We start from the raw sequence: 26,805 nt of genomic DNA on the forward strand, positions 1-26,805 counted from the left end.
GTATATGGAGCGCCTCGGGCCGGAGTGGCCGATCAGCCCCCGACCTGCATCGAATCGCGGTAGCCGCGAACGACGGCGATCAGCTTATCGAGGTGCCGGCGCATCGCATGCTCGGCCTCCGCCGGGTCGCGTTCACGGATCGCCTCGGCGATGCGAGGATGATCGAGCGCCATGCTCATCGCGGTCCCAGTGTTGTCGGCAATGTGGTCAAGCAACTTAGCCAGCGGATCATGCCGTGGGTCGAGCAGCATCATCGTCATCGCCGCGAGCATTTCATTGTGAGAATAACGCGAGATCAGCTCATGGAAATTATGGGCGGACACAGCCCGACTGCTGGCTTCGACGCAATCGACATGCTGCATCGCGGCCGCAACAATTTCCGCCACCTCCGCTTCGGTCGCCCGTTGCGCAGCCAGTCCGGCTGCCTCGATCTCGACCGCTCGACGCACATGCAGCAGATCGATCAGCTGCTGGATCGTGCTGCCGCCGACAGCGGCCGTGACTCGCGCGCCATGGGCCGCGAGGCTGCCGCTCTGAACGAGTTCTGCGAGCCTGTCTTCTCCCTGCGGGGTCAGGATACGCCCGCGCTTGCCAAGCGAGCGGGTAAAGCCGAGCTCGTCGAGCTGCCGCAGGTAACGTCCCGCCGTCGCCTCGGCGACATCGATCCCCGCGCTGCGGAAGGCGCCCGCCAAACTGAGCGCACCGGACGGGCCTTCCGCCTCAGCCAGAACCCGCAACGCGATCAGCTGCATGCGATCCTCCAGTGGAAGATTCGTATCGGAGCCCGCGTCGTTACCGTTCGTCATCATCTGGTCCACCGCCAGGCACCGGATGTCGCTGCGCGAATCACGCGGGCTCCTGCAGCAAAGACATCCCCAAGCCATCGTCATTCCGCCTGCATATCCTAAATCCACAATCCGCGTGAATTTCCTCCCGGAAAGCGGAAAAGCGCGACGGGCCATCGGCCCGCCGCGCCCCGCGCAAGCGCCTGCGCCTCAGGGCTTGAACGCCGGGAAGCTTTCCGGCGAGAGCTGGTCGATCGTCCGCTTGGCCCAGTCGCCGTTCTCGGTTCCGGCCCACATCTTCGCGGCCGCCTCCTGAACGCCGGCGGCGAGCTTCGGCAGGTCGACATTGGGGATGTGCCGCTCCCGCATGATCCACTCGCCATCGACGATCGAGCTGTTCAGGTCCTCGGCCTGCGCGGAATAGACGATATTGCGGATCGGATCGCGCACCGGGGTCATGAACATGCTGCGCCCTTCCCAGAGCAGCATGTCGGCCTTGGCGCCGACCGAGATCCGGCCGAGGTCGTCGCGCCCCAGCGCCTTCGCGCCATTGAGCGTGGCGGCGTTGAACACGTCTGCCGCCGTCGCGACGTCGGTGCGCCGGTCGACGATCTTGCTGACGACGGCGGTCCAGCGCATCGCTTCGATCATGCTCTGCGGGCAGGTATCGGTGGCGATCGTCATGTTGACGCCGCGGGCGAGGTAGCGCGCGAAACTCTCCATGGCGATACCGCGCCGCGCGAAGACCCAGACCGCGTGGGCGACATTGGTGCCAGTGTCGGCGAGGATACCGATGTCGTCGGCATGGTAGTTCGTCCAGGAGGTGCCACCGGGCATAATGGCATGGCCGAGGATCACGTCGGGGCCGAGGAAGCCGAGCTTGTTCAGCCATTCGATCGGCGTACAGCCATGGCGGCGCGTCATCTCGATGAATTCCGGCACAGACTGCGAGACGTGCAGCGCCAGCGGCACCTTCATCTCCGTTGCAGCCGCGCGCGTGCGCTTCAGCATGTCTTCCGATGTGGTGTCGACCTGATAGGGCGTCAGGAAGCCCTTGATGCGGCCGTTCATCATGCCATCGTGTTTTGTGATGAACTGCACGGCCTTTTCTAAGCCGTCCTGGCCATCATCCGGCAGCCAGGTGTATTTCACCGTCTTGCCGTCGTCGGTGTACCAGCGGCCGGAGCGATGGCCCTGGCCGACATAGGCGCGCAGACCCGCCCCGCCGGCCATCCTGACCGTATCCTCGCCATAGCCGCCGATCTCCATGATCGTGGTCGTGCCGGTGCGGATCAGCTCCGGGACCGAGAACGCGATGCAGGCGCGGCGCATGTCGTCGGTGATCGACACGTCGCGCGCGATCAGGAACTCGAACAGACCCGAGAGATAGAAGGAGCGCGGCCCGCGATCCTCGACATAGCTCTTGTCGAGCGGGGATTCGGTCAGATGGGCGTGGGTGTTGATGAAACCCGGCGTGACGATCTTCTCCGGCGCATCGACGACCTCGTCGACCTCTCCCTCGAAACTCTTGCCGACATGGATGATCCTGTCGTTCTCCCAGACGACGACGCCGTCGCGGAGATGGCGATGGCCTCCGTTCTGAAAAGCGATGATGTGGCCAGCCTTGATCATTCTGCGCATGCGTCGTCCCTCCCGATGCCGAGCCATGGGCCCTGCCGGTTCAGTATCGCATTGGACAATCATCATCAATAATGATTAAGAGTTCTCGGCCCAGTGGAGAACGCATGATGCCGGCAGATGCCACCCGGATTCTGATGGAGCTGCGCGAAACCGGCCGGACCATGCAGCCGATTGCCGATATTCCCTATGAGACCGGCTATACGGTCCAGCGCGAGGTTGCCGAGGCCCTTGGCCAAAACGTCGGCGGCTGGAAGGTGGCGATCGGCCCCGGCGGCGTGCCGATCGGTGCGCCGCTTCTGGCTTCGACCATCCATGGCGACGGCGTCTGTCTCGGTCTTCCGGCCGGTGACTTCATCAAGATCGAGACCGAGCTCGCGCTCCGCCTGGCCAGCGACCTTCCGCCGCGGGCCGTTCCCTACACACGCGGGGACATCGTGGCGGCGATCGCGTCCGCAAGTTCGGCCTTCGAGATCGTCATTCCGCGTGCCGGCGAGCCGCCCGAGATCCCCTTTGGTTTCTATCTTGCCGATTATCTCGGCAACGGCGCGACGGTCCTCGGCCCGCCCGCCGCCTGGACACCTCCGCCGCAAGGATGCAGGGCCCAGCTCTGGCTCGACGAGGCTTTCGCCGCGACGGGAGAACACCCGCAGATCGACCCGCTGGCTTCACTCCTCGCTTATGCCAACTGCCAGCCGGACCAGATGGGAGGTCTGCGGGCAGGGCAAATCGTGATGACCGGTTCGATCACGAAGCCGCTCCTGCTTGGAAAGGCCAGATCGGCACGCGGACAAGTCGGCGAGCTAAGTCCGGTGAACTTTTTTCGACCAGAGTTGCGCTCAACGAGCTGAGCTCGTGGGAAGATTTGAGCGGCGTGTGCCTCGGCGACTGGCGGAGTAGGAGCGCCTCTGACCGTCTCGCGCCACAACCGGACATTGGGAGCTCGCTCAAATCCGGACACTCCTCGTTGCGCCAGTGCCAGCTGGCGCCCCAAGCGGACGTGACAGTCCGGTTCTGCGCACTCAGCAAGCATCGGCTAAAAATCCGATATTCGGTCAACCTTCTTGGTCAGCTTTCCTGCGACTCGATAGCGTTGTCCGGAGGTTGGATTGGCGCCGGCGAGAGAACGCAATCAGAGGCATGCCAGATGGTCCACGGAACCGAGGGCGAGCCATCGCCTTAGAGTGCTTGACGCAGCGGTCCACAAGCCGGGCGTTCAGCTCCCTGTAGCTTGCGAAGCGCGGCGTCGGCGCGAAGCAGCGCTCGCACACGTTGCCCGCCTGGTTCTCACCCGCGTCATCCTCAGCCTCGCCGCGCCACAGCAAAGCGGCGCAGCGCAGATGATCCCCGGAAACGGTTCCCTATTGGACGCCGATCACCGGAATTGGCGGAGACTCATTGCACCCCGATTTCTTCGCTGGCCTACCCCGCCGCCCCAAGCCTCAAAGCCGCGGCCGGAGGACGATGCTTACAAACCTGCGGCCAGCGGCCATAAACTCGCCCTTAACCTCGATCGGTCATTTCGTCGGACTAGTTAGTGGCTTCGCGCGGGCTGTACCTGCTGCGGCGCGAGGGTGGCAAACCATGCGGCTGATCGTCGGCACAATCATCGTCTTCGTCTGCGTCTTCGGCAGCTACGCGGCGATGGGCGGCCACCTCGAGGTCCTTTGGCAGCCGTTCGAGTTTGTTATCATCCTCGGCGCAGCGATCGGTGCCTTCGTCATCGGCAACCCCGCGCCGGTGCTCAAGGCCGTGCCCGCCATGCTCGGCACGCTCATGAAGGGCCCCAAGTACAAGCAGGAATGCTATGTCGAACTGCTGGGGATGCAGTATTCGTTGTATAAGCTTGTGAAGCAGAAGGGCATGCTCGCGGTCGAGCAGCACATAGAAAATCCGAGCGAGTCGACGCTGTTCAACGCCTTCCCGACTTTTGCAGCGAACCATCATGCGGTCGAGTTCGTCTGCGACTACATGCGCATGTTGACGATGGGCGCCAACAACGTCCACGAGATGGATGCTCTCATGGACGAGGAACTGGAGACGCACCATCAGGAGCAGGAGCGTGTCGTTGCGGCCATGCAGTCGCTCGCCGACGGAACACCGGCGCTCGGCATCGTCGCCGCCGTGCTCGGCGTGATCAAGACGATGGGGGCGATCACCGAGCCGCCGGAGGTGCTGGGACATCTGATCGGCGGCGCGCTCGTAGGCACCTTCTTCGGCGTCTTCGTCGCCTACGGCTTCTTCGGGCCCATGGCGCAGTCGCTCAAGGGCATCTATGAAGCGGAATCCAAATACTACCTTTCACTCAAGGCGGGTCTCCTCGCCCATATCAGCGGCCAGCCGCCGGTGATGGCGGTAGAATTTGCCCGCAAGGCTCTGATGAGCGACGTCCGCCCGACCTTCAGCGAAGTGGAAGCGGCAACCGCCGGTCTGCCCGCCTAGATCTGACCCAATCTCCAGCAGGCCCTCGATGACCAAGCCCACCCAGCCGATTATCGTCAAGAAGGTCAAGAAGGCCGCTCATGCGCACCACGGCGGGGCCTGGAAGATCGCCTATGCGGACTTCGTGACCGCCATGATGGCGTTCTTTCTGCTGATGTGGCTGATCAGCATGACGACGCAGGAGCAGAAGATCGGCCTGGCGGAATACTTCGCGCCGGCGGCTCCAAGTCTTACAACCAGTGGCGCTGGCGGTGTCATGATGGGCACCGCCCTGGACAAGTCAGGCAGCAGGCCGTCGGCGCCCCGCGACGCGGCGAGGGGCACTAACGGGCAGGAGGACAAGGCGCGCCCACCCAGCTCGGGCCGCAGCGACCGCGAGGTCAGCCGCCCGGCCGCCGGCGTTGAGGCCAACTACAGCGCCATAGCCAGCCTCCGGCAGGCGCTCCAGAAAATGCCCGAAATTTCCGAGCTGTCGCGCAACATCGTGATCGAGCCGACCAAGGAGGGGTTGAACGTTTCCCTCGTGGACGAGTACGGCCGCTCCATGTTCCCCGAGGGCTCGGTCCAGCCCTACGACCGCACCCGTCTCGTGCTGGAAGCGCTCGCGCCCACCCTGCGCCGGCTGCCCAACCAACTGTCTGTCGCCGGCCACACGGCCGCCGCGCGCCCGGGCTCGGTGCAGGCCGCCGATTCCTGGAGCCTCACCGCCGGGCGCGCGCTCGCCGTGCGCGAGATCCTGTCGGGTGCCGGGCTCCCCAGCAACCGCTTCGCTTCCGTGGTGGGACACGCCGACACCGAGCCGCTCTTCGTCGATGACCCCTACAACCCGTCGAACCGACGGGTGACGATCACGCTGCTCAATGCGGAGCCGCCGCTGCCCCCGGGCGCCTTGCCCTGACGACAAGGCGCTTCGGCCACCTCAGACTCCGCTTGAGATTGAGCTCAGTGGCTGACACGTAAGAGGCTGACCATTGCGACGTGGATCATCGGCTCGGAGACGTCGATGCGCTGCGCGAAGTTACGGACCGGGCGCCGCGAGCAGTCATCTACGCAGGGGTCCGTCCTACGACCTATGGCGTCGGTGGGACCCTCGAAGCCTTTCCGGTTCGTAAGCGCTCGGCTTAGATCCAGGAGCGGAAGGTCCATGCCTATAGGCGCCCGCCTTCCCCTCTTAAGCCCGAGGAGGCGTTGCCCAGCGGCGCGGCGAGGCCCGGCTCGGCCGTGCGCGCTTGGGACTTCAACGACAGGCCGATACAGTGCCGATAATTGAAGATTATCGGGAAAAACGACCAGGTCCTTAACACGGTAATCTGCGGCTGCCCGCTCGACCATGATGTCCGCCGCCATCCTGTACTCGCTCGTCATCCTCGATGTGCGGCTGAAGCCGAAAAGGTTGAGGTCGGCGTTTTCATGGTGATGGTCGGATTGGGCAAAAAGCCTGTCCCCTGCCTTCGGCCAGCGGATGACCGAATTGCCGCCAGATTCTTCTTCGTCGGCTATTGCCTAGCCTCAGAGCGCCCGCGCTTGCAGCAATTCCCCGCTAGCGCGCGAACGCCTTATCATTGGTTCCGCCTGCGCAGCTACCGACCTCAATAGCGCGCCACTAAACCGACATTCCGAGCGCGAGCTAATGGGCCAGTTTTGGCGGTTCAAGAGTATCTCAGCCAGCCCGCCGGAAAGCGGACGCTCTAGGCGTCCGCAATGGGCCGGAACCGCCCTGCTCCGCTCAGGTCGAAATGCGCCGATTGTGTTGAAAAAGTCCGGCTAGCGCCAAATTCGTTTGAGATCGGCGCTCGACGGAGAGGAATTTTCTTCACGATTCAGGAAAATGCCCTTCGCGTCCAAACATCGCTTCAGCGTAGAGGTGAAATTTCTACTCTTCGGCCGGGTAAACCGGCGCGAAGTATTGCAGCCGACTTTTTCAACATAATCCACCCGCTCCGGACATCGAGTTACTGCCTCGAAGCGGACGTTTGGCGCATCATCGGCCGGCCGCGCGAGTTCGGTTTCACAGCTTCGGGTCCAAAGCGTCCCGCAGCCCGTCGCCTATGAAGTTGAACGAAGTTACCGCGAGCGTTATGGCGGCGCCGGGGATGATCGCGAGCCAGGGCGCGCTGGTGAGGTAGCTCTGGGCGCTTTCGAGCATGTTGCCCCAGCTCGGCGTTGGCGGCTGGATGCCGAAGCCGAGGAAAGAGATATAGCTCTCGGCGAGGATGGCATGTGCCACGTTGAGTGTCGCCGCGACGACGATGGGCGCCACAGCATTCGGCAACAACTCGCGCAGCATGATGCGTCGGCTGCTGGCGCCGAAGGAGATGGCCGCCTGGGCGAATTCGCGGGTTTTGAGGGAGCGGATCTGGGCCTCGACCACCCGCGCGACCTCCATCCAGGACGTCATCGCGATCAGAAGCACGATCGACGGCACCGAAGGCGAGACCAGCGCTGAAATGGCCAGTAGCAGGAAGATCGACGGAAAGCAGAGCATCGCGTCCACGAAGCGCATAAGCGCGGCGCCGAGAGCCCCCTCGTAGAAGCCTGCGACCATCCCGACGGCGATGCCGATGCCCATGGCGATCAGCATGGCGGAGAAGCCGACTGCAAGCGAGATACGGCCCGCCATCAGAAGACGGGCGAGGATATCGCGGCCGAGCGGATCGGTCCCGAGAAGGTGCGGGCCGGAGAAGGGCGCGGCAAAGCGGGAGCGAATATCGATGAAAGTATCCGTATAAGGCAGCAGCATCGGCCCGAATACACAGGCGAGTGTCAGCAGCACGATGCTGCAGCTGCCGAAGACCGCAAGCTTGTGGCGGCGAAATCGCCGGAACCCTGGGCTGTTCCAGAACCCTGGAGCCGGTCCGATCGAAACCCCGCTCATGAATGGCGCATCGCTCATCAGCGACTCCCGGAAATGCGGGGGTCGGCTACCCCGTAGAGCAGGTCGGCTATCAAGGAACCCAGCAGGACGAGGACGGCCGAGAACATCAGGATGCCCATCACGACGGGATAGTCGCGATAGCTGATTGAATCGAGGAACAGGCGGCCCATCCCTGGCCAGGTGAAGACGGTTTCCGTCACGAGGGCGCCCGAGAGCAGCGTGGGAACGTGCAGGCCGGTGATGGTGATCATCGGCAAGAGCGCGTTGCGGAGCGCATGCCGAAGCAAGATCTGGCGCTCGGGGACGCCTTTCGCACGAGCCGTGCGGATGTAGTCCTGGTTGACGACGTCCAGCATCGAGGAGCGCATGTACCGGCTCCAGACCGCGGTCGAAACCAGGGCCAGCACGATGCAGGGCCCGATCAAGTGATGTAGCTGGTTGAGCAGGGAGCCGTCACCGACCGTGTAGCGGTTGCCGGCCGGCAGCCAGCCGAGCCCGACGGAAAAGACGTAGATCACGACGAGGCCGAACCAGAAGGTCGGGATCGAAAGAGCCACCATCGCACCGACGGTCGCCAGCGCATCGAAAAGCGAATAGCGCTTGATGGCTCCGAGGATGCCGACCCAGGCGCCGATCGCCATGGCGATCAGCGTGGAGGTCAGCATCAGTTCGAGCGTGGCTCCCAGATGCGACGCGATGACGTGAATCACCGGCTGCTGATCGCGGTAGGAGCGGCCCCAATCGCCGCTCAGCATGCGCCAGAGCCACTCGACATACTGGATCGGCAGCGGGCGGTTCAGGCCGAGCTGTTCCGCTATCCGGTCCAGATCGGCCTGGGTCATATCGCCGCCCGCAGCGAACTGCGAAAGCGGGCCGCCTGGTGCCAGATGCAGGATCGCGAAACCGATCATCGAGACGATGAGCAGCAGCAACAGCGACTGGCCCAGTCGGCGGATAAGGAACCCGATCAAGACATCGCTCTCCCGATCTTCTTCATGAAGTCACGTCGGACCGGCTTACTTCGCCCAGTACCAGCTGCCCATGTTCCAGGCATTCTGGCGCTGGTTGATGTTGGGGCGGTATCCGACGAGCCCTTCCTTGACGCCTTCGATCGGGGCGTACTGGAAAATCGGAAGGATCGGCAGCTCCTCGCGGACAATCTCCTGCAGCTTGAAATAGATCGCCTTGCGCTTTTCCTGGTCGAAGATTTCCTGGCCCTGTTTCATCAGGGCGTCTGCCTCCGAGTTTTCCCACTGCATGTAGTTGCCCCCGCTGCCGCCCTTCACCGGGATCGCATCGGAGGCGAAGCGTGAGGCCGGGTCGGGATCGACGCCCGTGCGGAAAGTGGTCCCGACCAACAGGGACTGGAATTTCGAGCGAACGTAGAACTCGCCCCAGATAACGGCCGCCGGCATATTGTTGATCGTCATCTTCGCGCCGATCTGCTGCCAGTCCTGTTGCAGCAGCTGCTGGCACTGCTCGCGCAGCTGGTTGCCGGTCGTGGTCGAGACCGCGAATTCTAGCGGAGTGCCGTTCTTGATGCGGACGCCTGAACCCGAGCGCTTCCAACCGGCATCGTCGAGCAGCTTGTTGGCCCGATCCAAGTCACGCTTCTGAGCCGGCAGGTTGGGATTGAACGCCCAGGATTCCCGCGGCGCGAAGGACTCGGTCGGTTTCGGAACGCCGTAATAAATCGCGTCGATGATGGCCTGCTTATCCATTGCCGCGTAGAGCGCGTGACGCACCGCTTTCTCGGCGAAGGCCTTGTTGCCGAGGTTCGGCATGATGATCTCGAGGTTGCCGCTCGGCGCAACCGCAACCTTTCGCCCCGGCAGCTTGATCGCTTCCTGATAGAAATTGGCGGGAATGCCCGAGATGATGACGAGGTCGACTTGCCCAGTGCGGAATTGGGCGTACAGCGCCGTCATGTCCGGCACGTATTTGAGGACGGCCTTTTCGAGATAGGGGCCGTCGCCGTGATAGTTCTCATTCGCGACGAGCGTGATGTTGTCGCCCGGCTGACGTGTACCCCAGCGGAAAGGGCCTGTTCCAACGGGAGCGTTGTTGAACGGCGCTGTGTTCGGGTCCCCCGCCTTCCCAAGAATATGCTTCGGCACGATGTGGGTGTTGGCCAGCATCGCCAGATAGGGCGCATAGGCCTTCTCCATCCGCCAGCTGATCTCGTGCGGTCCCTTGACTACGATGTCTTTGACGAAGGCGTGGCCGACTCGTGTGCGTGCCTTGAAGCCGGCAGTGTTGATCAGTTCCAGCGAGTACTTGACGTCTTCCGCCGTAAACGGCGTGCCATCATGCCATTTGACGTCGTTGCGCAGCTTCACTGTCCAGGAGAGGCCGCCCTCCGCGATGCCGCCATTGGCTTCGCTGGGGACCTCGACCGCGAGGTCGGGCTTCAGGCTGCCATCGGGCTCCGCGACCCACAGCGAGTTGAAGACGCTCGTCCAGACGACCTCGTCGACTTCAACGCCAGGCATCAGCGGATTGAACGCGACCGGCTCTTGAGAAAGACCAACGACGACCACGCCTTTTGGCTTGGTGGGAGGCGGCGGATTGGGCTTGCCTGCAGACTGAGCATGAGCGCCGAAGTTTGTGGCGGCGGCCAGAGCCCCCGCACCGAGCCCGAATAGATCACGGCGATTGAGGTCGAACGGCCATCCGGCGCGGTTACTCGTCATGTTTGTATCTCCCTTCCCAAGCGCCCCGCGGCCGCTTTCGGCCATTGATCAAACATCAGAATATTGAAACTATTAGCGAGAGTTGCCGTACGCGTGGTTCACTTTGGCCGAAAATTTTCATCATAGCCGGCTGCCGTCAAGCTGAATTTGGGCGCGAACGTTGACTTATCGGGCGTCAAAACCTTTTAACTATCTGATATTGAATATCTTTCTCCGCAAAACTTCATATTTTCAGTATAATGGTTGCATCCGCTCACTCCTCATCATATCGTTCACTGAACTTACCCAGCCGCGAGCCCCCATGTCGGACACCACTCAGACTGCCGAAAGCCTCGAACCCGAGACCGAAGAGCAGTTGGAGAATCAAAGGATCGGCCGACGCCTTCGCGCTCTGCGCACCGAGCGCGGCATGACCATTCTTGAGATGGCGGCGAAGGCTGGAGTGTCGGCCGGCAGCATCAGCCAGATCGAGCGCGGCGCGACAAACCCCTCGATCAGCACCCTGCAGAAGCTGCGCGCTGCGCTCGGTGTGACGCTGTGGTCTTTCCTAGAGAGCGAGGCGGAAGCTCCGCGCGAGAACCCATACGTTCGACGCCCTGGCGAGCGACCCAAGATCGTTGTTGGCGGCAGCCATTTCACCAAAGAGCTGCTTTCTCCCCGCGACAACAATCAGCTCCGCTTCATGATCCTCACGGTGCCGCCAGGTGCCCAAAGCATGGATGTGCTTACTGGGCCGGGCGACAAGGCGGGCTACGTGACGTCGGGCAATGTTGATCTGACAGTGGGAGAAGAGGTCTTTCAGCTCGCGGAAGGCGACAGCTTCCAGTTTCCGAGCACGATCCCGCATTACCTCACCAACCGCTCTGACGGTGAGGCTAGGCTGATCTGGATCATCAACATCCGGGAATCGCACCTCTAGGGCGATAGCGTCGGGCCGCGTGAGGCTGCCCATTCTTCTAAACTGTCACGAGGAATCATGATTACGCGTCACGAAGTCACCGGCCGCCTCAGCAAGGTGCTGGTTGCGAACGGGTTCGCTTTCCTGTCCGGCCTGACCGCCAAGGACCGCAGCGGCGGCGTCAAGGAGCAGACCGCAGACATCCTCGCCCAGATCGACAATTACCTGGCGATGGCCGGCACCGACAAAACGCGCATTGTTGTCGGGAACATCTGGCTGAAGGACGTGAGCACCTTCAACGAAATGAACCAGGCCTGGGAAGCCTGGGTCGACCCCAAGCAGCCCCCGGCTCGCGCCACGGTGGAGTCGAAGTTGGCTGCCGACGACATCCTCGTCGAGATCCAGGTTCAGGCGCTGGTCTGAGCCCGATAGCCCTCCGCCCTCCTGCGCGGCGGAGGGCATCGATCTTCCGTTTCGTTTCACCTCGCCAGCCCGGTGCACAGCCATGTCGCAGCCATCCGTTTATCCATCGGTTTGCCCCGGTGATCCTTCCTGGTGGTTCAGCGATGCGCTTCGCGCCGAGGCCGGCGAAAACCCCTCTCCTTCGCTCTCCGGCCAGATCACTGTCGACGTCGCGATCGTCGGCGGAGGATTCACCGGGCTCTGGACAGCTCTAGCTTTGCGCGAGCGCGCGCCTCAGCTCTCGATCGCCCTCGTCGAAGCCTCGCTATGCGGCTCCGGCGCGAGCGGCAAAAATGGCGGCAAGGTCCACGGATATTGGGCCTCGCTCGCTGGTATGGCTGCTAACATTGGTGCGGATGGCGCACTCGCCGTGGCGAGGGCAGGCACACGCGCTCAAGACGCCATTCGGGCTTTCGCGACGGCCCCCGGGCGGGACGTCTGGTGGCGCGAGTCCGGCAATGTCCGCGTTTCGGCAGCACCCGCTCAGGATGCTAAGATCCAGCTTTACGTCGAAACTGCAAAGCGCCTTGGCGTGCCGGACACTGCGCAGGCGCTGACGCCCGAGCAGGTCGCCGACTATTGTCGGTCGCCGGTGTTCCGCGGCGGCCTGTATCTGCCCGAAGGCGCGAATGTGCATCCGGCTCGTTTGGCGCGGGCACTCCGCAAAGCTGCTATTGAGGCGGGCGTCGCTGTTTACGAGAATTCCCCGATGACGGGGCTTGCCGCCGGCTCGCCGAACCAGATCTCAACGCCGGCCGGCGAAATCATCGCCCGTGAGGTCGTCCTCGCCACGAACATCGAATTGGCGAAACGTCCAGAAGTCAGCCCGCATGTCAGCGTGTTTTCGTCTTATGCGCTGATGACGGCCCCCGCACCCGACAAGCTTGCTGCGATGGGCTGGATCCGCGACCAGGGCCTCGCGGACCTGCGCATGTTCGTCCACTATTTTCGCAAGACAGTGGACGGCCGCATCCTCATGGGGTCCGGTTCCGGCCCAATCAGCTTTGGTGGAAACACAAAAAACCCGGCATTGACCACCGACCGCGCCTCGGCGGCGAGGGCCGAGAAAGGGCTGCGCAGGCTCCTGCCTGGTTTGTCTGATGTCCCCGTTGAAAAGATTTGGGGCGGCGGCATCGACGTTTCATCCGACCGGCTGCCCTTCTTCCGCACCGTGGCCGGGACACGCGTCCATTACGGAGCCGGCTACTCAGGCCACGGCGTCAACCCGACCTATATGGGAGGACAGTGCCTGGCATCGCTCGTTCTGGGCGTGAAGGATGAATGGTCGACGTTGCCGCTTTGCACACGCGATGTGCCGAAGTTGCCACCGGAACCCTTCCGCGCGGTCGGCGGCAGGCTAGTGCGATGGGGCATTATTGGATGCGAGGAGGCGGAGGAGAAAAGCGAGCGTGCCGGTCTCTTCATGCGGGGCGCAGCGGGGATCCCAAAGGCCTTTGGCTTGAGAATCGGAACGCGCTGACTGACATCCGCTTATGTTCGCAGGGTGGTACGAAACAAGGGTTGGAGCTGGCGGTTAGCTCCCGCCAGCATCTGAGCGCGAGTTCGCGCCTGCCAGTCCGAGTCACATCGTGACGCGCAGGCCGGAGGGTAGATATCCCAGTCTATTTCCGGCTAGCGCGAAGACAGCGACGCGCCAAAAGCTGACCTTGACTGACCACCCGCAAGCCGACATCCGCAGGCCAGATGCCGCGATCACAACTTCATCCTCAAGGCCGCCCATGGTGCGCGCCCCGTAGTTGCCGTCGCGCTGGAGCCAACGCGAACCCGACTACGTCCCCGAAGACATGATTGAACCTCATCAATGTCGTGCCGGGGTTGGCCGGTCGTGATATCTAGGGTTGCGGTAGCAGTCGGTTGTCGGTCTCTCGGGAGAGTACCATGGACGACACTCCCCACGCCGCTTCGCCCCTTGCGCCGCCGGCGGCACCGCGGGAGCTTCCCCCGCATGTCACCCTGATCCAGATGGCGACGGCCGCTTGGGTTTCGCGCCTGGTCTACGCAGCGGCGAAGCTCGACCTGGCCGACCACTTGGCCACCGGCCCTCGCAGTGCCGAGGACCTGGCCGGCCCGCTCGGGCTCCACGCGCCCTCGCTCCATCGCTTCCTGCGCTGCCTCGCCAGCCTTGGCATGTTCGCAGAGCAGGTCGGCCAGCGCTTTGCCCTGACGGAGCTGGGGGAGGCGCTGAAGACGGGCGCGCCCGGTTCGGCGCGGGCCGCCATCCTCACCGTCGGCAGCCCCTGGTTCGCGGGGGCCTTCGACGAAATCGTCTATTCGCTGCAGACCGGCAGGACGGCGTTCGAGAAGGCGCAGGGCGCGCCGGTCTTCGACTATCTCGGCCTGCATCCGGACGATGCCTCGCTGTTCAGCGAGACGATGATCGGCTTCCATGGTCGGGAGCCGCCCGCTGTCGCAGAGGCCTATGACTTTTCGGCCTTCGGCACCGTCGTCGACGTAGGAGGCGCCAGCGGCAACCTGCTGGCGGCGATCCTGGCGCGGCACCCGGGGCCGCGCGGCATCCTGTTCGACCGGCCCCATGTGGTAGTCGACGCGCCGGCCTTGCTGGCGGAACGGCGCGTGCAAGCGCGCGTGGCGATCGAGGCAGGCGACTTCTTCGAGAAGGTTCCCTCCGGCGGCGACGCTTATGTGCTGTCCCACGTCATCCACGACTGGAGCGAGGAGCATTGCCTCACCATCCTCGGCCATGTCCGCAAGGCCATGCAGCCCGACGGGCGGCTGCTGCTGGTGGAGATGGTGCTGCCCGCCGGCGACACGCCCCATCCGGGCAAGGTGCTCGATATGGTGATGCTGGTGCTGCCCGGCGGCCAGGAGCGAACGGAGGAGGAATACCGCCAGCTCCTCGCCAAGGCCGGCTTCCGCCTGACGCGGGCTATCCCCACCAGTTCCGATGTGAGCGTCCTCGAAGCGATGCAGGAGGCGTAATCAGGGATGTGATTGATTAGTGAGCGCCTGAAGCTGCTGATTCTGGATAATATCGGCTGCGCGATTGCGGGCGCACGGCTGAAACCGATCCGGCTGCTTCTCGAGCATTTGCTGGAGATCAGCGGTCGAGGCGGCGCAAACGTTCTTGGCGACGACATATCGCTTCCGGCCTCCCATGCCGGCTATGCGAATTCATACGCAGCCTGTCTTCTGAGCTTCGACGACTTTCATGTTCACTTGGGACATCTCGGCACAGCAATTATCCCCGGTGCCTTGGCCGTCGCGCAAGAACTCGGGCTATCCGGGCGCGAGGTCGTCACGGCTTTAACAGCCGGTTATGAAATGGCATTGGGGTTGGGAGAAGCTATCCGTCCGACGCCGGCCAAGGCCGCGCAGGTGCAATCGCGCCAGCCAGCGCTCGGCAGATTGCGGAACTGGTCGGCACCCTCCAGCTGGGCGGTTACGTCGTCGCGAGCCAGCTCCCGGAAGACCGTCGAGCTTTGCGGCTGAGCCCTTCGATGGCGCTGCTTCAGGAAATCGGCCGCTCACCCTTGGCTTTTCTTGAAGCCTCCGAGCACTTGGATCCGGCTGCGTCGCCAATGGCTGCGACGTTTCGCTTGGACGCTGGCGGGATGGGCGATTGGCTGGGGGCGTCCTACGAGATGTTTCTGCAGGAGGACCTCTACTTCGTTCCCTTTTCCAACGTCGTCGAGCTCACAGGGTACGATTGCGGCTACCCTGTGCTGTCGGCCGTTCTTGCTGCGCACTATGCCGCGCTCGCCGGCGTCGCTGCGCCGGCGCCTCTCTCCTATGGCGGGCTGGCCGAGCGATTTCGAGTCTCACGACAGCACGTCGGCAATATCCTCGCGAGCGCGGAACGACGCGGCTATTTCAGCGTCGACCGTGGAGGTCGCAGCGTCACGATTTCGGCTGACTTTCTATCAGAGTTCGAGACTTGGGCGGCACGCCAGATGGGACATTCCCGCCTACTCGCCGAGCGCGTCTTCATCACGCTCCGCTGAATCGTTCGCTCGGCTGCCGCGTCCCACTCGTCACGCCAGCATGCGGACATTCGGCTCGCGAGCCCATTGCCGCGTGCGTGCCGGGGGCAGGAACGCCTTGGCGTCCTTGTCGAGCGCGACGATGCCGTCATCCTGCTCGACTCCGGCCTTGTCGAGAAGCGGCCTGGCCTCGCCACTGTATCCGATCGCCTTGAGATGCCCGTAGGCGTCCTTGGCGAAATCAATCGCCGCGCTTTCGTTCATTAATGCGGCGCAGCCGGCCTCGGAGAGAATGATGGCGACGGCGTCGAAGAGCACGGACGGCGAGCCAGCGAGCTGACCATCGGCCTTGAGCATCGCTCCGTCTTTAAGCTTCACGCCGCCGATCTTCGGCGCGACGAACTTGACGGCTCCGCCATCGCCTTCGACGGCGGCCTTGACGGCGGCGATCAGGGATCCGTCCGCCCCATCCGAGACCAATATGCCGACAGCCCGGCCCTTCAGGGTCTCAGGGTACTTGCCGACGATCCGGAGCGCCGGCGACGGCTCCATGTCGACCGGCGCTACCGTCGGCTTGGAAGCCTTCGGCAAAGGCATGGCGAGCCCGTCCGCCACGCGCTGCGCCAAGCTCTCGTCGACATTGATGAGGTTCGACATCACGCGGTTGCGGACATGCTCCAGCGTGACTTTCGACAGCTCGAAAACGAGAGCGCTGGCGAGATGAGCCTGCTCGATCTCGCTCTGCGAGCGAAAAAACAATCGTGCATGGCTGTAATGATCCGCGAAGCTCTCCGCGCGCAGTCGCACCTTGTGCTCTTCGAGCGGAATTGCAGCCGTCCGGAACCCGCCGACCGGATCCTCACGCGGACCGCCAGTCTCGCCTGCCTCGCTGAGGCTGTTGGGCTCGTAATTCGCCCGGCCGGTAAAGACCTGAGTCTGCATATGTCCGTCACGTTGGAGATTCTGGAAGGGGCAGCCCTTGGCCCGATTGATTGGGATCTGGTGGAAGTTCACCGTCCCGAGCCGGGAGAGCTGCGTGTCCTGATAGGAGAACAGGCGCCCCTGAAGAAGCGGGTCCTCCGAGACGTCGATCCCGGGCGGCATGTTGGTCGGCAGGAACGCCGCCTGCTCGGTCTCGGCGAAGAAATTGTCCGGGTTGCGGTTCAATACCATGCGGCCGATCATGCGGATCGGAACCAACTCCTCGGGGATCACCTTGGTCGCGTCGAGAATGTCGAAGGGCAGCGCGTCAGCTTCGTCCTGGCTGAGGAGTTGCACGCCGAATTCCCATTCCGGGAAATCGCCCTTGGCGATGGCTTCATGCAGATCGCGGCGATGGTAGTCGGGATCGGCGCCGGCGATCTTCACCGCCTCGTCCCAGCAGGTCGACTGCGTGCCGAGCTTGGGGCGCCAGTGGAACTTGACGAAGGTCGGCTCGTCCTTGTCGTTGAGCAGGCGGAAGGTGTTGACGCCGAAGCCCTCAATCATCCGCAGCGAGCGCGGGATAGCGCGGTCGGACATCGCCCACATGATCATATGGGTCGATTCTGGCATCAGGCCGACGAAGTCCCAGAAGGTGTCGTGCGCGCTGGCTGCCTGCGGATAGCCGCGATCGGCCTCCATCTTCACGGCATGGATCAGGTCGGGAAACTTGATCGCGTCCTGGATAAAGAAGACGGGAATGTTGTTGCCGACGAGATCCCAATTGCCTTCTTTGGTGTAGAACTTCACCGCGAAGCCGCGCACGTCGCGGGGCGTGTCGACGGAGCCAGCGCCACCGGCGACAGTCGAGAAGCGCGTGAAGACCTCAGTCCTGACCCCGACCTCGGTCAGCACCTTCGCGCGGGTGAATTCGCCGAGGGACTCCGTCAGTTCAAAAAAGCCGTGGGCGGCCGAACCGCGCGCATGGACAATGCGCTCCGGAATTCTCTCGTGATCGAAATGCTGGATCTTCTCGCGCAGAACGAAGTCTTCGAGCAGCGTCGGTCCGCGATTGCCTGCCCTCAACGAATTCTGGTTGTCGCTAACGGGGACACCGTGATTGGTGGTGATCCGCGTGTCGGGCGCACAGGCTGTCTGGTGCAGTTCGCCGCCATTGCCGATCGTGGCATTGGAATTGGAGGTGTCGTGGCGGGGAGAGCGGGCCATGGATCTTTCTCCTTCATGTGCTGACGCGTCAGCCGCCGATCCGCGTGCCGCCGATGTCGCGATCGTGTCGAGCGGCTCGAGGCGCAGCTGGATCGGTTCGGTGACGAGGGAGTGTCGATATCTCCGCACTCGCGGAGTGCTCACAGAACGAAGTGGAACGGTTCTGAGTTCCAGCGTCCGCTGGTAAGGGCCTTACTGTTCGACTGATGCCTGGCTTCGTCGAGAATGCCTCAGCGGCGGCTTCGATGCCGAAGTCGAACCATCTCTCCGACCCAATCGCGTTGCAAGTTCCGGGCGACAAACTGCGCGACATCGAAAGGGTCAGATGCGGAGCTGGGTGATTGTCAGACCCCTGAGGCTGTATCTGGCCAACGAGGCGGCGGGCGGCGGATTTGATGTCGAAGACGTGCTCGCGGAACTGGCCGGTATCGTTTCCCGGAGCCGGATCGCTTGTTGACCTCCTAGCGTCAGCATCGAAATGTGGGGAGCCGCTTAAGCATTAGACAATCCTCGGCTCGCGAGCGGTTTAGCACTGTTTGGCTTCTGCCGCGTCCGACCAGGCCCAGATTTCCTGCTCCCGGCCGACGCCCTTGGTGGCGGCGGTGGAGTTACATTCTTCGCCTCACGGGCACGAACATCTTGGTTCCAGCGGTGGAATCCATAACCGATGGCTCCTGCAGGAGAACGGGAGTCGGAATGCACGTGCCAGCAGCGTTAGCGGGACAGCGCGTTTCTCAGGGATGTCACCCCTTTCGACGTTCCGTGCGATCCAGGCTCCGGCCAGGCCCGAGAATGCGGCTCTGATCATTTCCGTTTCTCTGCCGCCCCTGGCGTGACGGGTACTTGCTCGGCCACAGGGTCGCTTGCGGGAAATGTATCCTTGAGCGCCCGTTCCAATTTCTGGTCGGGCGTCATTTCGCGCTCTTCTTTTCGTTGAGTTTTTTGCTCTTGCTTGAGGCTTTCGACCGCCGGGCTCTTCTCTTGCGCCATTTTAGCCTCCACACGTTGCCTATGCGCAGCGGAGGAGGAACGCCGAGAGCGGGTCTGCCGTTCCCCTCCACTTTCGCTCAAAGGCCGTGGCGATCTCTCGATGACATCGAGGACATCGGCGGATGCGCAATGCAATGGAATTCAAAGGCGCCGCCATCGCTGGCGCACGCCGTTGCAAACTCTCTCGGAACGGTGGAGCAGGCCGGCAAGATGCCACAATGTAAGAAGTCGCCTTCGCTCGCGTTCACGATCTCATTTGACCCGCGTCCATGCCTCATCGGAGGCCGCCTGGGCGCGCGCGAGATCTGCCGGTGATGTGGCGATGACAATGGCACGGAGCCCAGCCTGGAGAGGCTGCCCCATGCGCGCACCGTCATGAGAGACCCCGCGAGCTCCGCTGACGGGGCCGATTGTAATAGAGAAGCGTTGGGTCTTTCTTCTGGATGACGAAGTGAGGCGATGGAGGGAGCGGGCGCGAGCGCGTCGTTGTGCTCATTGGTCCGCCATTTCGCTCGCAATTACGGTCGATCGGCGCATACCCTTTGTTGCCGGAGCAACGCTGCCGCGATCCAATCGTTTCCGTGGACCGCAAAAACGCCCGGCTCCAAGCGGAGCCGGGTTACGCAGGCGCAATCAATCAGAGCGTTGGATCGACCCGTAGGTTCTCGTCGCGATGCTCTCCGCCGAGCGTCGCCGCCCAGGCCGCGGCTGCAGCCCCCACCAGGAGCGCAGCCGCCGTGAGAAAAGCCGTGAGGACCGCAATCTTGCGCGCCCGCTCCGCCGCCTGCTTGGCGGTTTCTCTGGCCTGCGAGAGCCGGGCATAGGAATCGTCGATGCGCTTCTGCGCATCCTGCTCACTGATGCCGGATCGCGCGGCGAGCCGCGATGCGAGATAATCCCGGTCGCTCTGTTCGATCTTGTCGTTCTTGAGCGCGCTGACGAAAATCCGCGAGGCTTCGTCACGTTCCTGGGCCGTCGGCGGCTGCTGACCGTTGGCGCGCATGACGTTGTCGAGCGTCATCGCGAGCGGATCGACATTCTGCGAGACTAGCGATGCCAGCCCGGAGCTGGCGCTGGCGACGCCGCTGGCCGCCGTCTTCGCCGCGCCGAACAGCGATGAGGTCGCGACCACGGTGATCAGAAGCGCACCGGTCGCCCAGACGAGTAGACCATGGGTCGCATCGCGCACCTTGCGCTCCTCGCCATTGGCATCAAAGTTCGGCTGGCGCATTCGCCCTGCGAGATAGCCGCCAGCCATCGTGGCCGAAGCCATGACCCAGAGCGCCCASARMGCKCCKGCAAYCGCCAGMGCCGTGGCRCTSGARCTCTTKTCGAAWTCGACGGAGACCATCGACAGGCCAATCGCGGATCCGAAGACCGTCATGATGGTCGARATGGCRGTCGCGATSACCGCGCCACCRAKGATCGGRCCCCATTGCACATAGGAGCGGTTCTCCTTGTTGACGGTSACSGGKGCGACGACGACGTCCGTTCCAGACATGGACATGGCGATYTCCTATCGAAGACCGAGGAACGACAGGATGGCCATGATGACCACCACGAGACCGACGAGATAAATGATGCTGTCCATGAGCCCCTCCTGCTCGTGAGCGAAAGTGAGGGCGAAACGGCTGGCACTGCGGATAGGTTCCTGAACTGCTTACTCTGGATACTTCCTGGTCGTGCCAGCAACCTGTCGCCCTGCGCGTTATTGACGATGGGGCATCGCTAGGCTCGCAGTCTCTCATCGAGATCGGGGGGGGGGGGAGCGTTATCTGATCGCCGTGCCCATGCTGTTCAGACGATCCTCTCGACCGTCGCTGAAGAGCGCCAGAGGGCGAGCCGCTGGCTGGAAATCCATGAAATCGCTTCTGCCGTGAGGAAGGCACCCGGCGGGAAGCAAAAGGGTGTCGCCCTCTGCTGGCTCTCAGCCTATTCGCGGGACAAGACACCGACTAATCTGCGCAGCGGCCCCGGCTTCCGCGAAAATCTATCGAATCTATAGGAGCAGAGGCTCCTTCATCGATGTCGTCGCGACGCTGCCGGATTGACGACCTCGCGCTTCCTGGGCGTCGCGGAGACTGCAACGCTGCGCGAGCCCTATAGCCTCGCCTCGCTCGAAGGCGCGCGGCGCAACCTTGTTGGTGCCGGCTAGGGTCTGCTGACTTGATGCGAAAACGCATAGTCATCCCGGGCTTGACCCGGGATCCATCGTAGAGCGCTACGTCCTTCGATGGATTCCGGGTCGGCGCCGCTGACACGGCTTGCCGGAATGACGACGCATTTCTGCGACAGTGAAGCACGCTCCTGCTTTCGAGTTTTCGATGCGGCTCAGGCCATCTCGGAGATGGGAGGCGCGAGTCCGGCTAGGGACAGGTCCATGACGGCATGGGTGCCGCGTCCGCCCGTATCCTCGTAGCGCAGTTCGGCGGCGAGGCTTTTGGCCATCGCACGCACGATCTTGCTGCCGAGGCCGGTGCCCTTGATCGTGCCCGTCCCGGTCCAGCCGATGCCGTCGTCGAGGACCTTCAGGGTTACCTTGTCTCCCTCGCTGGAAAGGATGACCCGCACTTCGCCGGTGCCGTTCGGGTAGGCGTATTTCAGCGCATTGGTGACGAGCTCCGTCGCGATCAGCCCGATCGAGATGGCCTTGTCGGTTTTCGCCAGGGCCGGCACCGCCTCGAAGCGGATCGTCGGCATTTGGCCGGAGCCGGTCAACGACTGCGCGAAATCCTCCATCAGGGAGCGAAGATAGCCGGCGAGATCCACGAAGCGGACATCGTCGGAGGTGTAGAGGCTGCGATGGAGGTTGCCGATCGCGGTGATGCGGGCCTGCGTCTCGGCGAGCGCCGCCTTGGCGCCGGGGTCCTTGAGGGAATTGGCCTGCATCCGGACGAGCGAGCCGACCAGCGACAGGCTGTTGGCGACCCGGTGATTGACCTCGGCCAGCAGCGTCACCGCCCGGTCGCGCGCGGCCCGCACTTCCTGTTCCGCCTGTTCGCGGGCGCGCGTCAACCGCGTCTTCACCACGGCATGTTCCAGCGCCGCCCGCAGCAGGATCTCGAAATCCTCGCCGACGGTCTTGACGACATAATCCATGGCACCGGCTTTCAAGGCGGTCACCGCGATCGACAGCTCCGAGGAAGCCGTCACGTAGATGACGGCGGGGGCGGCGGCATCGGCGGAAAGCGCCGAGAGGACATCGAGCCCGGATGCCGTTCCGAGATCATGATCGAGGATGATGACGTCGATCCCGCCCGCTTGTGCCCGGGAGAGGCCTGCCTCGTCGGTCGCGACGTGCTCGACGACATAGTTGTGGCGCGCAAGCATGCGCTGCACGAGGCGCCCCAGCGTGGCGTCGTCGTCGATATAGAGGACGTTGATCGGCCGGTTCGGCATCAGCGGCGGCCCCGCAAGCCGGTCATGGCGTTTCCGGAACCTGGATGACGGAGAAGAACAGCCCGAGCTGGCGGATCGCATTGGCGAAGCCGTCATAGTCCACGGGCTTGGTGATGTAGACGTTGGCGCCGAGGTCGTAGCAGCGCTGGATCTCGCGGCTATCATCGGTCGTGGTCAGCACGACGACCGGCGAGCGCTTGGTGTGGATGTTCCCCTTCACCTTTTCGAGGATGTCGACGCCGCCCATGTCAGGCAGGTTGAGATCGAGCAGGATAAGGAGTTGGCGGCCGGCGCTGACGGCGCCGGTGCCGTCGGCGCCGAAGAGATAGGCCAGCGCATCATTCCCAGTGCCGAAGGGAATGATTTCGTTGCTGACACCGGCGCGGCGGATGTTCTTTTCGATGAGGCGGGCATGGCCTTCATCGTCCTCGATCATGATGATCGAAACGGGCTTTCCATTGGTCACGCTTCGGCACTCCGTCTGTAGGCCGCAAGGTCGGGTGGCAGGGTCACGGTAAAAGTCGTGCCCTTTCCAAGTTCTGAGCGCACGGTAATGTCGCCGCCGAGATTGCGCACCAAGGTGCGGACATGGGCGAGGCCGATGCCTTCGCCCGCCGTGTTCTGTGTACCGGCCCGGCGGAACAGTTCGAAAATGCGCTCGTGGTCGCTCGCCGCGATGCCGCGGCCATTATCCTCGATCTCGATCTTCACCCAGCCGTGGCGCTCCCGCCGTGTCCGGACGGCTATCCGGATCGGCCGATCCGGCGCCCGGTACTTGATGGCATTGTCCAGGAGATTGCCCATGACCTGGTCGAGCGACAGCCGATCGCTGACGACGCGAGGGACGTGCGCGTCGATCTCGATCCCGCCGCCCTCCTCCGCGCTGGCCTGGTGATGGACCGCCGCTGCAGCGGTCTCGATGAGCGCGGTGAGATCGAGGCTCTCGGGCCGCAACTCGCGCCGGCCCTCTCGGGAGATCTTGAGGATCGCGTTGATGAGCCCGTCCATCTTGCGCGTCGACGAGCGGATGAAGCCGATCGCCTCGGCGACATCGACGCGCAGCGCTTCCTCGGCCGCAGCCTTCTGTTCCGGCGAGGCGACGGCTCCGGCGCCGACATAGGTGTCGATCGGCTTGAACATCGCCTCCAGCTCGCTGGTGAAGCCCATGATGTTTACCAGCGGCGCCCGAAGATCATGCGTCACGATATAGGCGAAGCGCTGAACCTCCTCGTTCGCTTTGACGAGTGCATCGGTGCGCTGGCGTACGCGCTCCTCAAGTCCGATATTGAGCCCCTCGACCTCCCGGCGCGTCTCGACGAGCTCGCGCGTGTAGCTGATGATCGTCCAGCTCGCCGCCCCGGCCATTGCCAGAAGCAGGATTGCGCCGATGATCGTCGTCCAGCGCAGCCTGGCCGATGCCGTGACTTGCGCGTCGATCGCTTCCCTGAGCTCCGTTTCCGAAATGGCGAGAATCGCGTTCAGGTCGGCTCGCAATTCATCCATGAGCCGCTTGCCGGCGCCGCTGCGGACTAGGTTCATCGTCGCCTCGGTATCGCCCTTGCGCGTCGTCTCGACCGTTGCGGCGAGCTCCGCCATCTTTTGGTCGAGTACGCGGTTGACCCGCTGTAGGATCGGGCCGATCTCGCGCAGCCGGGCCGCGGCCCGTTCAAGCCTGGCGCGCTGTTCCGGAAGCCTCGAGACCGCAGCATTATAGGGAGCGAGATAGCTTTCATCGCGCGTCAGCAGATAGCCGCGCTGGCCGGTCTCCGCGTCCTGCACGAGCGACAGCAGATCGGCGGAAGAGCTGCGTACCGCGCGGGCCGCGGTCACCTCGCCGAAATAGCGTTCGCTGGCCGTCGTCAGCCAGAGCGACGTGGCCACGATGACGACCAGCACCGCGATGCCGACGGCCAAAAGCAGGGCGTTAGAGCGTTGGAAGAACGCCTGGGAGATAGGCATGCAGAGGACCGGTTGGTGAGATAAACCTCTTCTGCGCCAATCAAAGCTTCCCGAGCAACAGCAAAAGACATTGCTACGCGCTTGTCCCTGTGCAGGGCGGCGAAAGACTTATCCGCTGGATTGCCACTATGCGGCATTGGCTGAGTGCGGCTGCGCGCTGGGCCTACCTTCAACTTTTTCTGTTGGGATTTGACGACGGAAGGCCGTCCAAACGCAAATTGGCTACGTAGATCTCTGTCCCTTGCGCGTTCTGCACCGTGACCGAAAGCGACATATGATCGCCATTGGGCAGCTTTTCACGGTTCAAAGCAGCGAGCAGTTCCTTGGCGGCATTTCGCGCGCTTTGGTCATCGGGCAAATCCGTGCCCTCCTCGTCGATCTCGAGCTTCTCTCCGTCGCGCGTATGAAAGAAGTAGCTGGGCATGCCAGCCTAATGCCCTCGGGGCCCAACCTGTTCCTCAATCGCTCTCGATTTTCGCGGCGCCAGGCTGGAGATGCAGATAATCCGGATCGAAGCCCGCCAAATGGCAGAGCCCCTTCCAGTCCAGAACCGTCAGGCGGTTGGCTCGAATCCGAACGAGTTTGGCCTCCCGGATTTCTCGAAGTTTCTTGTTCATGTGGACCGTGGACAGCCCCAGTGCGTCGGCGATTTCGGGCTGCGTCAAAGGCAGGTTGCAGGTCACGCCATCGGACAGGCCAATCGCCGTCATCTTGGTGATGAACTCGCAGAACAAGTGGGCGATCCGACTGGACGCTGAGCGGCGCCCAATGCCCACCATCCATTCGCGGTAAATCGAGGCTTCAATGAGCGTTTCTCGCCAGAACGCTTCGGAAATTCGGTAGGATGCCCTTGTGAGTGCGCGAACGGCATCGTGAGGAATCAAGCCAACCACCGCCGGCGTCAGTGCCCCCAGGCAATGATCCATGCGCTCGATGAGCAGCGAGTGGATATCTGGAATGTCGCCGGGAAGATGAAGCGACAGGATCTGTCGGGCGCCATCGCCCACGATCTTGTAGCGGCAAACGAGCCCTTCGGCGACCAAGCAGCACTGCTTCGTGATCTCTCCCTCGCGGACAATGTCCTGGCCGGCTTCGAACCGCTTCAGGGCGAGCGGCAAATCCAGCAGCTTCTCCCGCTCGGCAGGCGGCAGAGGAACATGGGTTTCGAGCTTGAGAACGAGACGCTCCAGATAAAGCTGCTTATCCATTCGTTCCCTGCCGTTCAGGTGGCGCGATGCCAGGACGTGTCATCCAGTTCCATGCGCACTTCAAATGCGATGCCAGCAGAACGCAACTATACCCCTTCGATGTCATCGCCACATGCCGCGCATCTTGGCCCTGACATCAACCTTCGGTCCTCCCGGCGAAGCCCGAGGGCGGTCTGGGGCTGAGATGGGCCGGGCCGTCCGCTCACACTGCCTGCGAAGCGCATTCGGATTGAAGCGGGTCCGGTTAGCGTAGACATGTCTGTCACCCGTTGCAGACTGTCCATGCGTGAAGACGGTATCGCCTGCGTGCCATTCTTCCCGCTCGGTGGTTTCTCGCCGCTTCAATCGACCGTTCTGTCGGACGCCGCCGCCACGCTTGGAGTGACGCCGATGCAAGACCGCACTGGCTTGGCTGCTGCGCCGGTCGGCCAACGTCCTTCTGATCCCCGGGACAACGTCACGCGGCGATCTGCGCGAGAATCTTGCCGCTGCACGTGTCGACCTGGATGATGCGGTTCTTGCCCGCCTAGAGTCGATCGCCGAATCCCTGTCGGCACCCAAAGCGTGAACAGCGGATTACTCGCGGTGACCTTCGCGTCAGGAAATCGTCGTGACGGGGGCGCGGGAATCCGACAGCGTGGAAGGGTCGGGCGGTCGCGGACGGCGACTGCTGTAGACTGTTTCCGACCCCGCGGGGGGCATTATAGTCGGGAAGCCCCGGGGAGGATGCGAACCGGCCGGGGGCATGGCCAGTTTATCTCAAACTGAACCGCCCGAAACCGGACGTTGTCAGTATCCGGAGAGGGCCAAAGTTGCGCGTTAGCCCGAAATCGCCTGCCCGCTCATTCGTCGTCGAAAGAGGTGTCCGCGCGATCAATTTGCTCAGCGTCTCCCGCGCTCTCGCCGACCGACAGTAGCGGCAGCAGATCCCCCTCCAGCAGCCTGTCCTTGCTAAGCAGTCCGGCATCCTCGAGCCGCTCGAAATCCGGCAGATCGCGCAGGGTCTCGAAACCGAACTGCGACAGGAACGCTGGCGTCGTCACATAGGTATAGGGCGCGCCGGGCTGTGGGCTGCGCGGTCCTGCGGCGATGAAGCCGAGCTTGCGCAGATGCCCGATCGTGTCGCGGCTGACCTCCTTACCAAAAACCTGGCCAAGCTCGGCGCGGGTGATCGGCTGGAAGTAACCGATGCACAGCAGCACCAGGCTCTCGGACTGCGACAAGGCCTTGTCGCAGCGCTCGCCAAGCCCGGTCGCCGTCCGGATCGCGACCGCGAATCCCTTCTTCGTCCGGTGCTGCCAGCCGCCGGCGACAGAAACGAGCTCGTAGGGTCGGCCGGCCAACTC

The 26,805-nt window shown here is 63.1% G+C and carries 23 protein-coding genes and 1 pseudogene; 10 read left to right on the forward strand and 14 right to left on the reverse strand.

What is annotated here, in order from left to right; genetic code table 11:
- Nucleotides 1–32: 32 nt before the first annotated feature.
- Both AC1DNE_RS28810 and AC1DNE_RS28815 read right to left on the reverse strand, forming a co-directional pair.
- Complete coding sequence (locus tag AC1DNE_RS28810) at nt 33–752, reverse strand: FadR/GntR family transcriptional regulator (protein ID WP_476841341.1); 720 nt, start codon at nt 750–752, stop codon at nt 33–35.
- A 243-nt stretch (nt 753–995) separates the two neighbouring features.
- Nucleotides 996–2,426, reverse strand: coding sequence for a chlorohydrolase family protein (locus tag AC1DNE_RS28815; protein ID WP_441473675.1), 1,431 nt, complete (start codon nt 2,424–2,426; stop codon nt 996–998).
- Between the two features lie 104 nt (nt 2,427–2,530).
- Here AC1DNE_RS28815 and AC1DNE_RS28820 point away from each other — a divergent pair, with 104 nt between their 5' ends.
- The 3 genes from AC1DNE_RS28820 to AC1DNE_RS28830 all read left to right on the forward strand — a co-directional run bounded on the left by AC1DNE_RS28820 (nt 2,531) and on the right by AC1DNE_RS28830 (nt 5,763).
- Nucleotides 2,531–3,274 (forward strand): hypothetical protein, encoded by a 744-nt coding sequence (locus AC1DNE_RS28820; RefSeq protein ID WP_476765773.1) that lies wholly within the window; start codon nt 2,531–2,533, stop codon nt 3,272–3,274.
- A gap of 547 nt (nt 3,275–3,821) precedes the next feature.
- Nucleotides 3,822–4,865 carry a flagellar motor stator protein MotA gene (motA, locus tag AC1DNE_RS28825; protein ID WP_441473673.1) on the forward strand — a complete coding sequence of 348 codons (1,044 nt, stop codon included), beginning with the start codon at nt 3,822–3,824 and terminating at the stop codon, nt 4,863–4,865.
- A gap of 28 nt (nt 4,866–4,893) precedes the next feature.
- A complete protein-coding gene (locus AC1DNE_RS28830; protein WP_441473672.1) occupies nt 4,894–5,763 on the forward strand; it encodes a flagellar motor protein MotB in 870 nt (289 codons plus the stop codon).
- A 1,110-nt stretch (nt 5,764–6,873) separates the two neighbouring features.
- Here AC1DNE_RS28830 and AC1DNE_RS28835 read toward each other — a convergent pair.
- Genes AC1DNE_RS28835 through AC1DNE_RS28845 form a run of 3 tightly spaced genes read right to left on the reverse strand, consistent with a single transcriptional unit; the run spans nt 6,874 to nt 10,433 of the window.
- A complete protein-coding gene (locus AC1DNE_RS28835; protein WP_476765774.1) occupies nt 6,874–7,758 on the reverse strand; it encodes an ABC transporter permease in 885 nt (294 codons plus the stop codon).
- Nucleotides 7,758–8,711 (reverse strand): ABC transporter permease, encoded by a 954-nt coding sequence (locus tag AC1DNE_RS28840; protein ID WP_441473670.1) that lies wholly within the window; start codon nt 8,709–8,711, stop codon nt 7,758–7,760. The genes AC1DNE_RS28835 and AC1DNE_RS28840 overlap by 1 nt, the downstream gene beginning before the upstream one ends.
- Nucleotides 8,712–8,756: 45 nt before the next feature.
- Nucleotides 8,757–10,433 (reverse strand): peptide ABC transporter substrate-binding protein, encoded by a 1,677-nt coding sequence (locus AC1DNE_RS28845; RefSeq protein WP_441473693.1) that lies wholly within the window; start codon nt 10,431–10,433, stop codon nt 8,757–8,759.
- Between the two features lie 301 nt (nt 10,434–10,734).
- On the opposite strand from AC1DNE_RS28845, the gene AC1DNE_RS28850 reads away from it, so the two are divergent.
- The 6 genes from AC1DNE_RS28850 (at nt 10,735) to AC1DNE_RS28875 (ending at nt 15,776) form a co-directional block, all read left to right on the forward strand.
- Nucleotides 10,735–11,352 carry a cupin domain-containing protein gene (locus AC1DNE_RS28850; protein ID WP_441473669.1) on the forward strand — a complete coding sequence of 206 codons (618 nt, stop codon included), beginning with the start codon at nt 10,735–10,737 and terminating at the stop codon, nt 11,350–11,352.
- 57 nt (nt 11,353–11,409) lie between these two features.
- A complete protein-coding gene (locus tag AC1DNE_RS28855) occupies nt 11,410–11,754 on the forward strand; it encodes a RidA family protein (protein WP_441473668.1) in 345 nt (114 codons plus the stop codon).
- A gap of 82 nt (nt 11,755–11,836) precedes the next feature.
- On the forward strand, nt 11,837–13,273 hold the full coding sequence (locus tag AC1DNE_RS28860) for an NAD(P)/FAD-dependent oxidoreductase (protein ID WP_441473667.1): 1,437 nt from the start codon (nt 11,837–11,839) through the stop codon (nt 13,271–13,273).
- Between the two features lie 419 nt (nt 13,274–13,692).
- Entirely contained in the window at nt 13,693–14,754 is a 1,062-nt protein-coding gene (locus AC1DNE_RS28865) for a methyltransferase (RefSeq protein WP_476765775.1), read from the forward strand.
- A 12-nt stretch (nt 14,755–14,766) separates the two neighbouring features.
- Nucleotides 14,767–15,264, forward strand: a complete 498-nt coding sequence (locus AC1DNE_RS28870) for an MmgE/PrpD family protein (RefSeq protein WP_441473665.1) — start codon at nt 14,767–14,769, stop codon at nt 15,262–15,264.
- An 8-nt stretch (nt 15,265–15,272) separates the two neighbouring features.
- Nucleotides 15,273–15,776 carry a hypothetical protein gene (locus tag AC1DNE_RS28875; RefSeq protein ID WP_441473664.1) on the forward strand — a complete coding sequence of 168 codons (504 nt, stop codon included), beginning with the start codon at nt 15,273–15,275 and terminating at the stop codon, nt 15,774–15,776.
- 30 nt (nt 15,777–15,806) lie between these two features.
- Here the strand turns inward: AC1DNE_RS28875 and AC1DNE_RS28880 are convergent, their stop codons facing one another.
- The 8 genes from AC1DNE_RS28880 to AC1DNE_RS28915 all read right to left on the reverse strand — a co-directional run bounded on the left by AC1DNE_RS28880 (nt 15,807) and on the right by AC1DNE_RS28915 (nt 25,459).
- Nucleotides 15,807–17,903, reverse strand: a complete 2,097-nt coding sequence (locus tag AC1DNE_RS28880) for a catalase (RefSeq protein WP_441473663.1) — start codon at nt 17,901–17,903, stop codon at nt 15,807–15,809.
- A gap of 804 nt (nt 17,904–18,707) precedes the next feature.
- A complete protein-coding gene (locus tag AC1DNE_RS28885; RefSeq protein ID WP_441473662.1) occupies nt 18,708–18,893 on the reverse strand; it encodes a hypothetical protein in 186 nt (61 codons plus the stop codon).
- Between the two features lie 637 nt (nt 18,894–19,530).
- A complete protein-coding gene (locus AC1DNE_RS28890; protein WP_476841342.1) occupies nt 19,531–20,166 on the reverse strand; it encodes a hypothetical protein in 636 nt (211 codons plus the stop codon).
- Nucleotides 20,167–21,224: 1,058 nt separating this feature from the next.
- Entirely contained in the window at nt 21,225–22,292 is a 1,068-nt protein-coding gene (locus tag AC1DNE_RS28895; protein WP_441473660.1) for a histidine kinase dimerization/phosphoacceptor domain -containing protein, read from the reverse strand.
- A 22-nt stretch (nt 22,293–22,314) separates the two neighbouring features.
- Nucleotides 22,315–22,728 carry a response regulator gene (locus tag AC1DNE_RS28900; RefSeq protein WP_441473692.1) on the reverse strand — a complete coding sequence of 138 codons (414 nt, stop codon included), beginning with the start codon at nt 22,726–22,728 and terminating at the stop codon, nt 22,315–22,317.
- Between the two features lie 26 nt (nt 22,729–22,754).
- Complete coding sequence (locus AC1DNE_RS28905) at nt 22,755–24,251, reverse strand: sensor histidine kinase (RefSeq protein ID WP_441473659.1); 1,497 nt, start codon at nt 24,249–24,251, stop codon at nt 22,755–22,757.
- A 169-nt stretch (nt 24,252–24,420) separates the two neighbouring features.
- Nucleotides 24,421–24,675 carry a DUF6894 family protein gene (locus AC1DNE_RS28910; protein WP_441473658.1) on the reverse strand — a complete coding sequence of 85 codons (255 nt, stop codon included), beginning with the start codon at nt 24,673–24,675 and terminating at the stop codon, nt 24,421–24,423.
- Nucleotides 24,676–24,709: 34 nt separating this feature from the next.
- Nucleotides 24,710–25,459 (reverse strand): Crp/Fnr family transcriptional regulator, encoded by a 750-nt coding sequence (locus AC1DNE_RS28915; RefSeq protein ID WP_476767364.1) that lies wholly within the window; start codon nt 25,457–25,459, stop codon nt 24,710–24,712.
- 291 nt (nt 25,460–25,750) lie between these two features.
- On the opposite strand from AC1DNE_RS28915, the pseudogene AC1DNE_RS28920 reads away from it, so the two are divergent.
- Nucleotides 25,751–26,027, forward strand: a pseudogene (locus tag AC1DNE_RS28920) (aldo/keto reductase); the annotation flags it as partial.
- Nucleotides 26,028–26,301: 274 nt separating this feature from the next.
- Here the strand turns inward: AC1DNE_RS28920 and scpB are convergent.
- On the reverse strand, nt 26,302–26,805 hold a 504-nt coding region (gene scpB, locus AC1DNE_RS28925; RefSeq protein WP_476841343.1), incomplete at its 5' end, for an SMC-Scp complex subunit ScpB.

The sequence above is a fragment of the Allobosea sp. 05L423 genome (assembly GCF_056397745.1).

Excerpts from the sequence above, each read along its gene's own strand:
- AC1DNE_RS28905 (WP_441473659.1), bottom strand. The coding sequence starts at position 24,251 with ATGCCTATCTCCCAGGCGTTCTTCCAACGCTCTAACGCCCTGCTTTTG.
- AC1DNE_RS28885 (WP_441473662.1), bottom strand. The coding sequence starts at position 18,893 with ATGGCGCAAGAGAAGAGCCCGGCGGTCGAAAGCCTCAAGCAAGAGCAA.
- AC1DNE_RS28835 (WP_476765774.1), bottom strand. The coding sequence starts at position 7,758 with ATGAGCGATGCGCCATTCATGAGCGGGGTTTCGATCGGACCGGCTCCA.
- AC1DNE_RS28865 (WP_476765775.1), top strand. The coding sequence starts at position 13,693 with ATGGACGACACTCCCCACGCCGCTTCGCCCCTTGCGCCGCCGGCGGCA.
- AC1DNE_RS28875 (WP_441473664.1), top strand. The coding sequence starts at position 15,273 with ATGGCGCTGCTTCAGGAAATCGGCCGCTCACCCTTGGCTTTTCTTGAA.
- AC1DNE_RS28810 (WP_476841341.1), bottom strand. The coding sequence starts at position 752 with ATGCAGCTGATCGCGTTGCGGGTTCTGGCTGAGGCGGAAGGCCCGTCC.
- AC1DNE_RS28855 (WP_441473668.1), top strand. The coding sequence starts at position 11,410 with ATGATTACGCGTCACGAAGTCACCGGCCGCCTCAGCAAGGTGCTGGTT.
- AC1DNE_RS28915 (WP_476767364.1), bottom strand. The coding sequence starts at position 25,459 with ATGGATAAGCAGCTTTATCTGGAGCGTCTCGTTCTCAAGCTCGAAACC.
- AC1DNE_RS28820 (WP_476765773.1), top strand. The coding sequence starts at position 2,531 with ATGATGCCGGCAGATGCCACCCGGATTCTGATGGAGCTGCGCGAAACC.
- AC1DNE_RS28895 (WP_441473660.1), bottom strand. The coding sequence starts at position 22,292 with ATGCCGAACCGGCCGATCAACGTCCTCTATATCGACGACGACGCCACG.
- AC1DNE_RS28890 (WP_476841342.1), bottom strand. The coding sequence starts at position 20,166 with ATGGCTTCGGCCACGATGGCTGGCGGCTATCTCGCAGGGCGAATGCGC.
- AC1DNE_RS28900 (WP_441473692.1), bottom strand. The coding sequence starts at position 22,728 with ATGATCGAGGACGATGAAGGCCATGCCCGCCTCATCGAAAAGAACATC.
- AC1DNE_RS28845 (WP_441473693.1), bottom strand. The coding sequence starts at position 10,433 with ATGACGAGTAACCGCGCCGGATGGCCGTTCGACCTCAATCGCCGTGAT.
- AC1DNE_RS28850 (WP_441473669.1), top strand. The coding sequence starts at position 10,735 with ATGTCGGACACCACTCAGACTGCCGAAAGCCTCGAACCCGAGACCGAA.
- AC1DNE_RS28860 (WP_441473667.1), top strand. The coding sequence starts at position 11,837 with ATGTCGCAGCCATCCGTTTATCCATCGGTTTGCCCCGGTGATCCTTCC.
- AC1DNE_RS28830 (WP_441473672.1), top strand. The coding sequence starts at position 4,894 with ATGACCAAGCCCACCCAGCCGATTATCGTCAAGAAGGTCAAGAAGGCC.
- AC1DNE_RS28815 (WP_441473675.1), bottom strand. The coding sequence starts at position 2,426 with ATGCGCAGAATGATCAAGGCTGGCCACATCATCGCTTTTCAGAACGGA.
- AC1DNE_RS28910 (WP_441473658.1), bottom strand. The coding sequence starts at position 24,675 with ATGCCCAGCTACTTCTTTCATACGCGCGACGGAGAGAAGCTCGAGATC.
- AC1DNE_RS28880 (WP_441473663.1), bottom strand. The coding sequence starts at position 17,903 with ATGGCCCGCTCTCCCCGCCACGACACCTCCAATTCCAATGCCACGATC.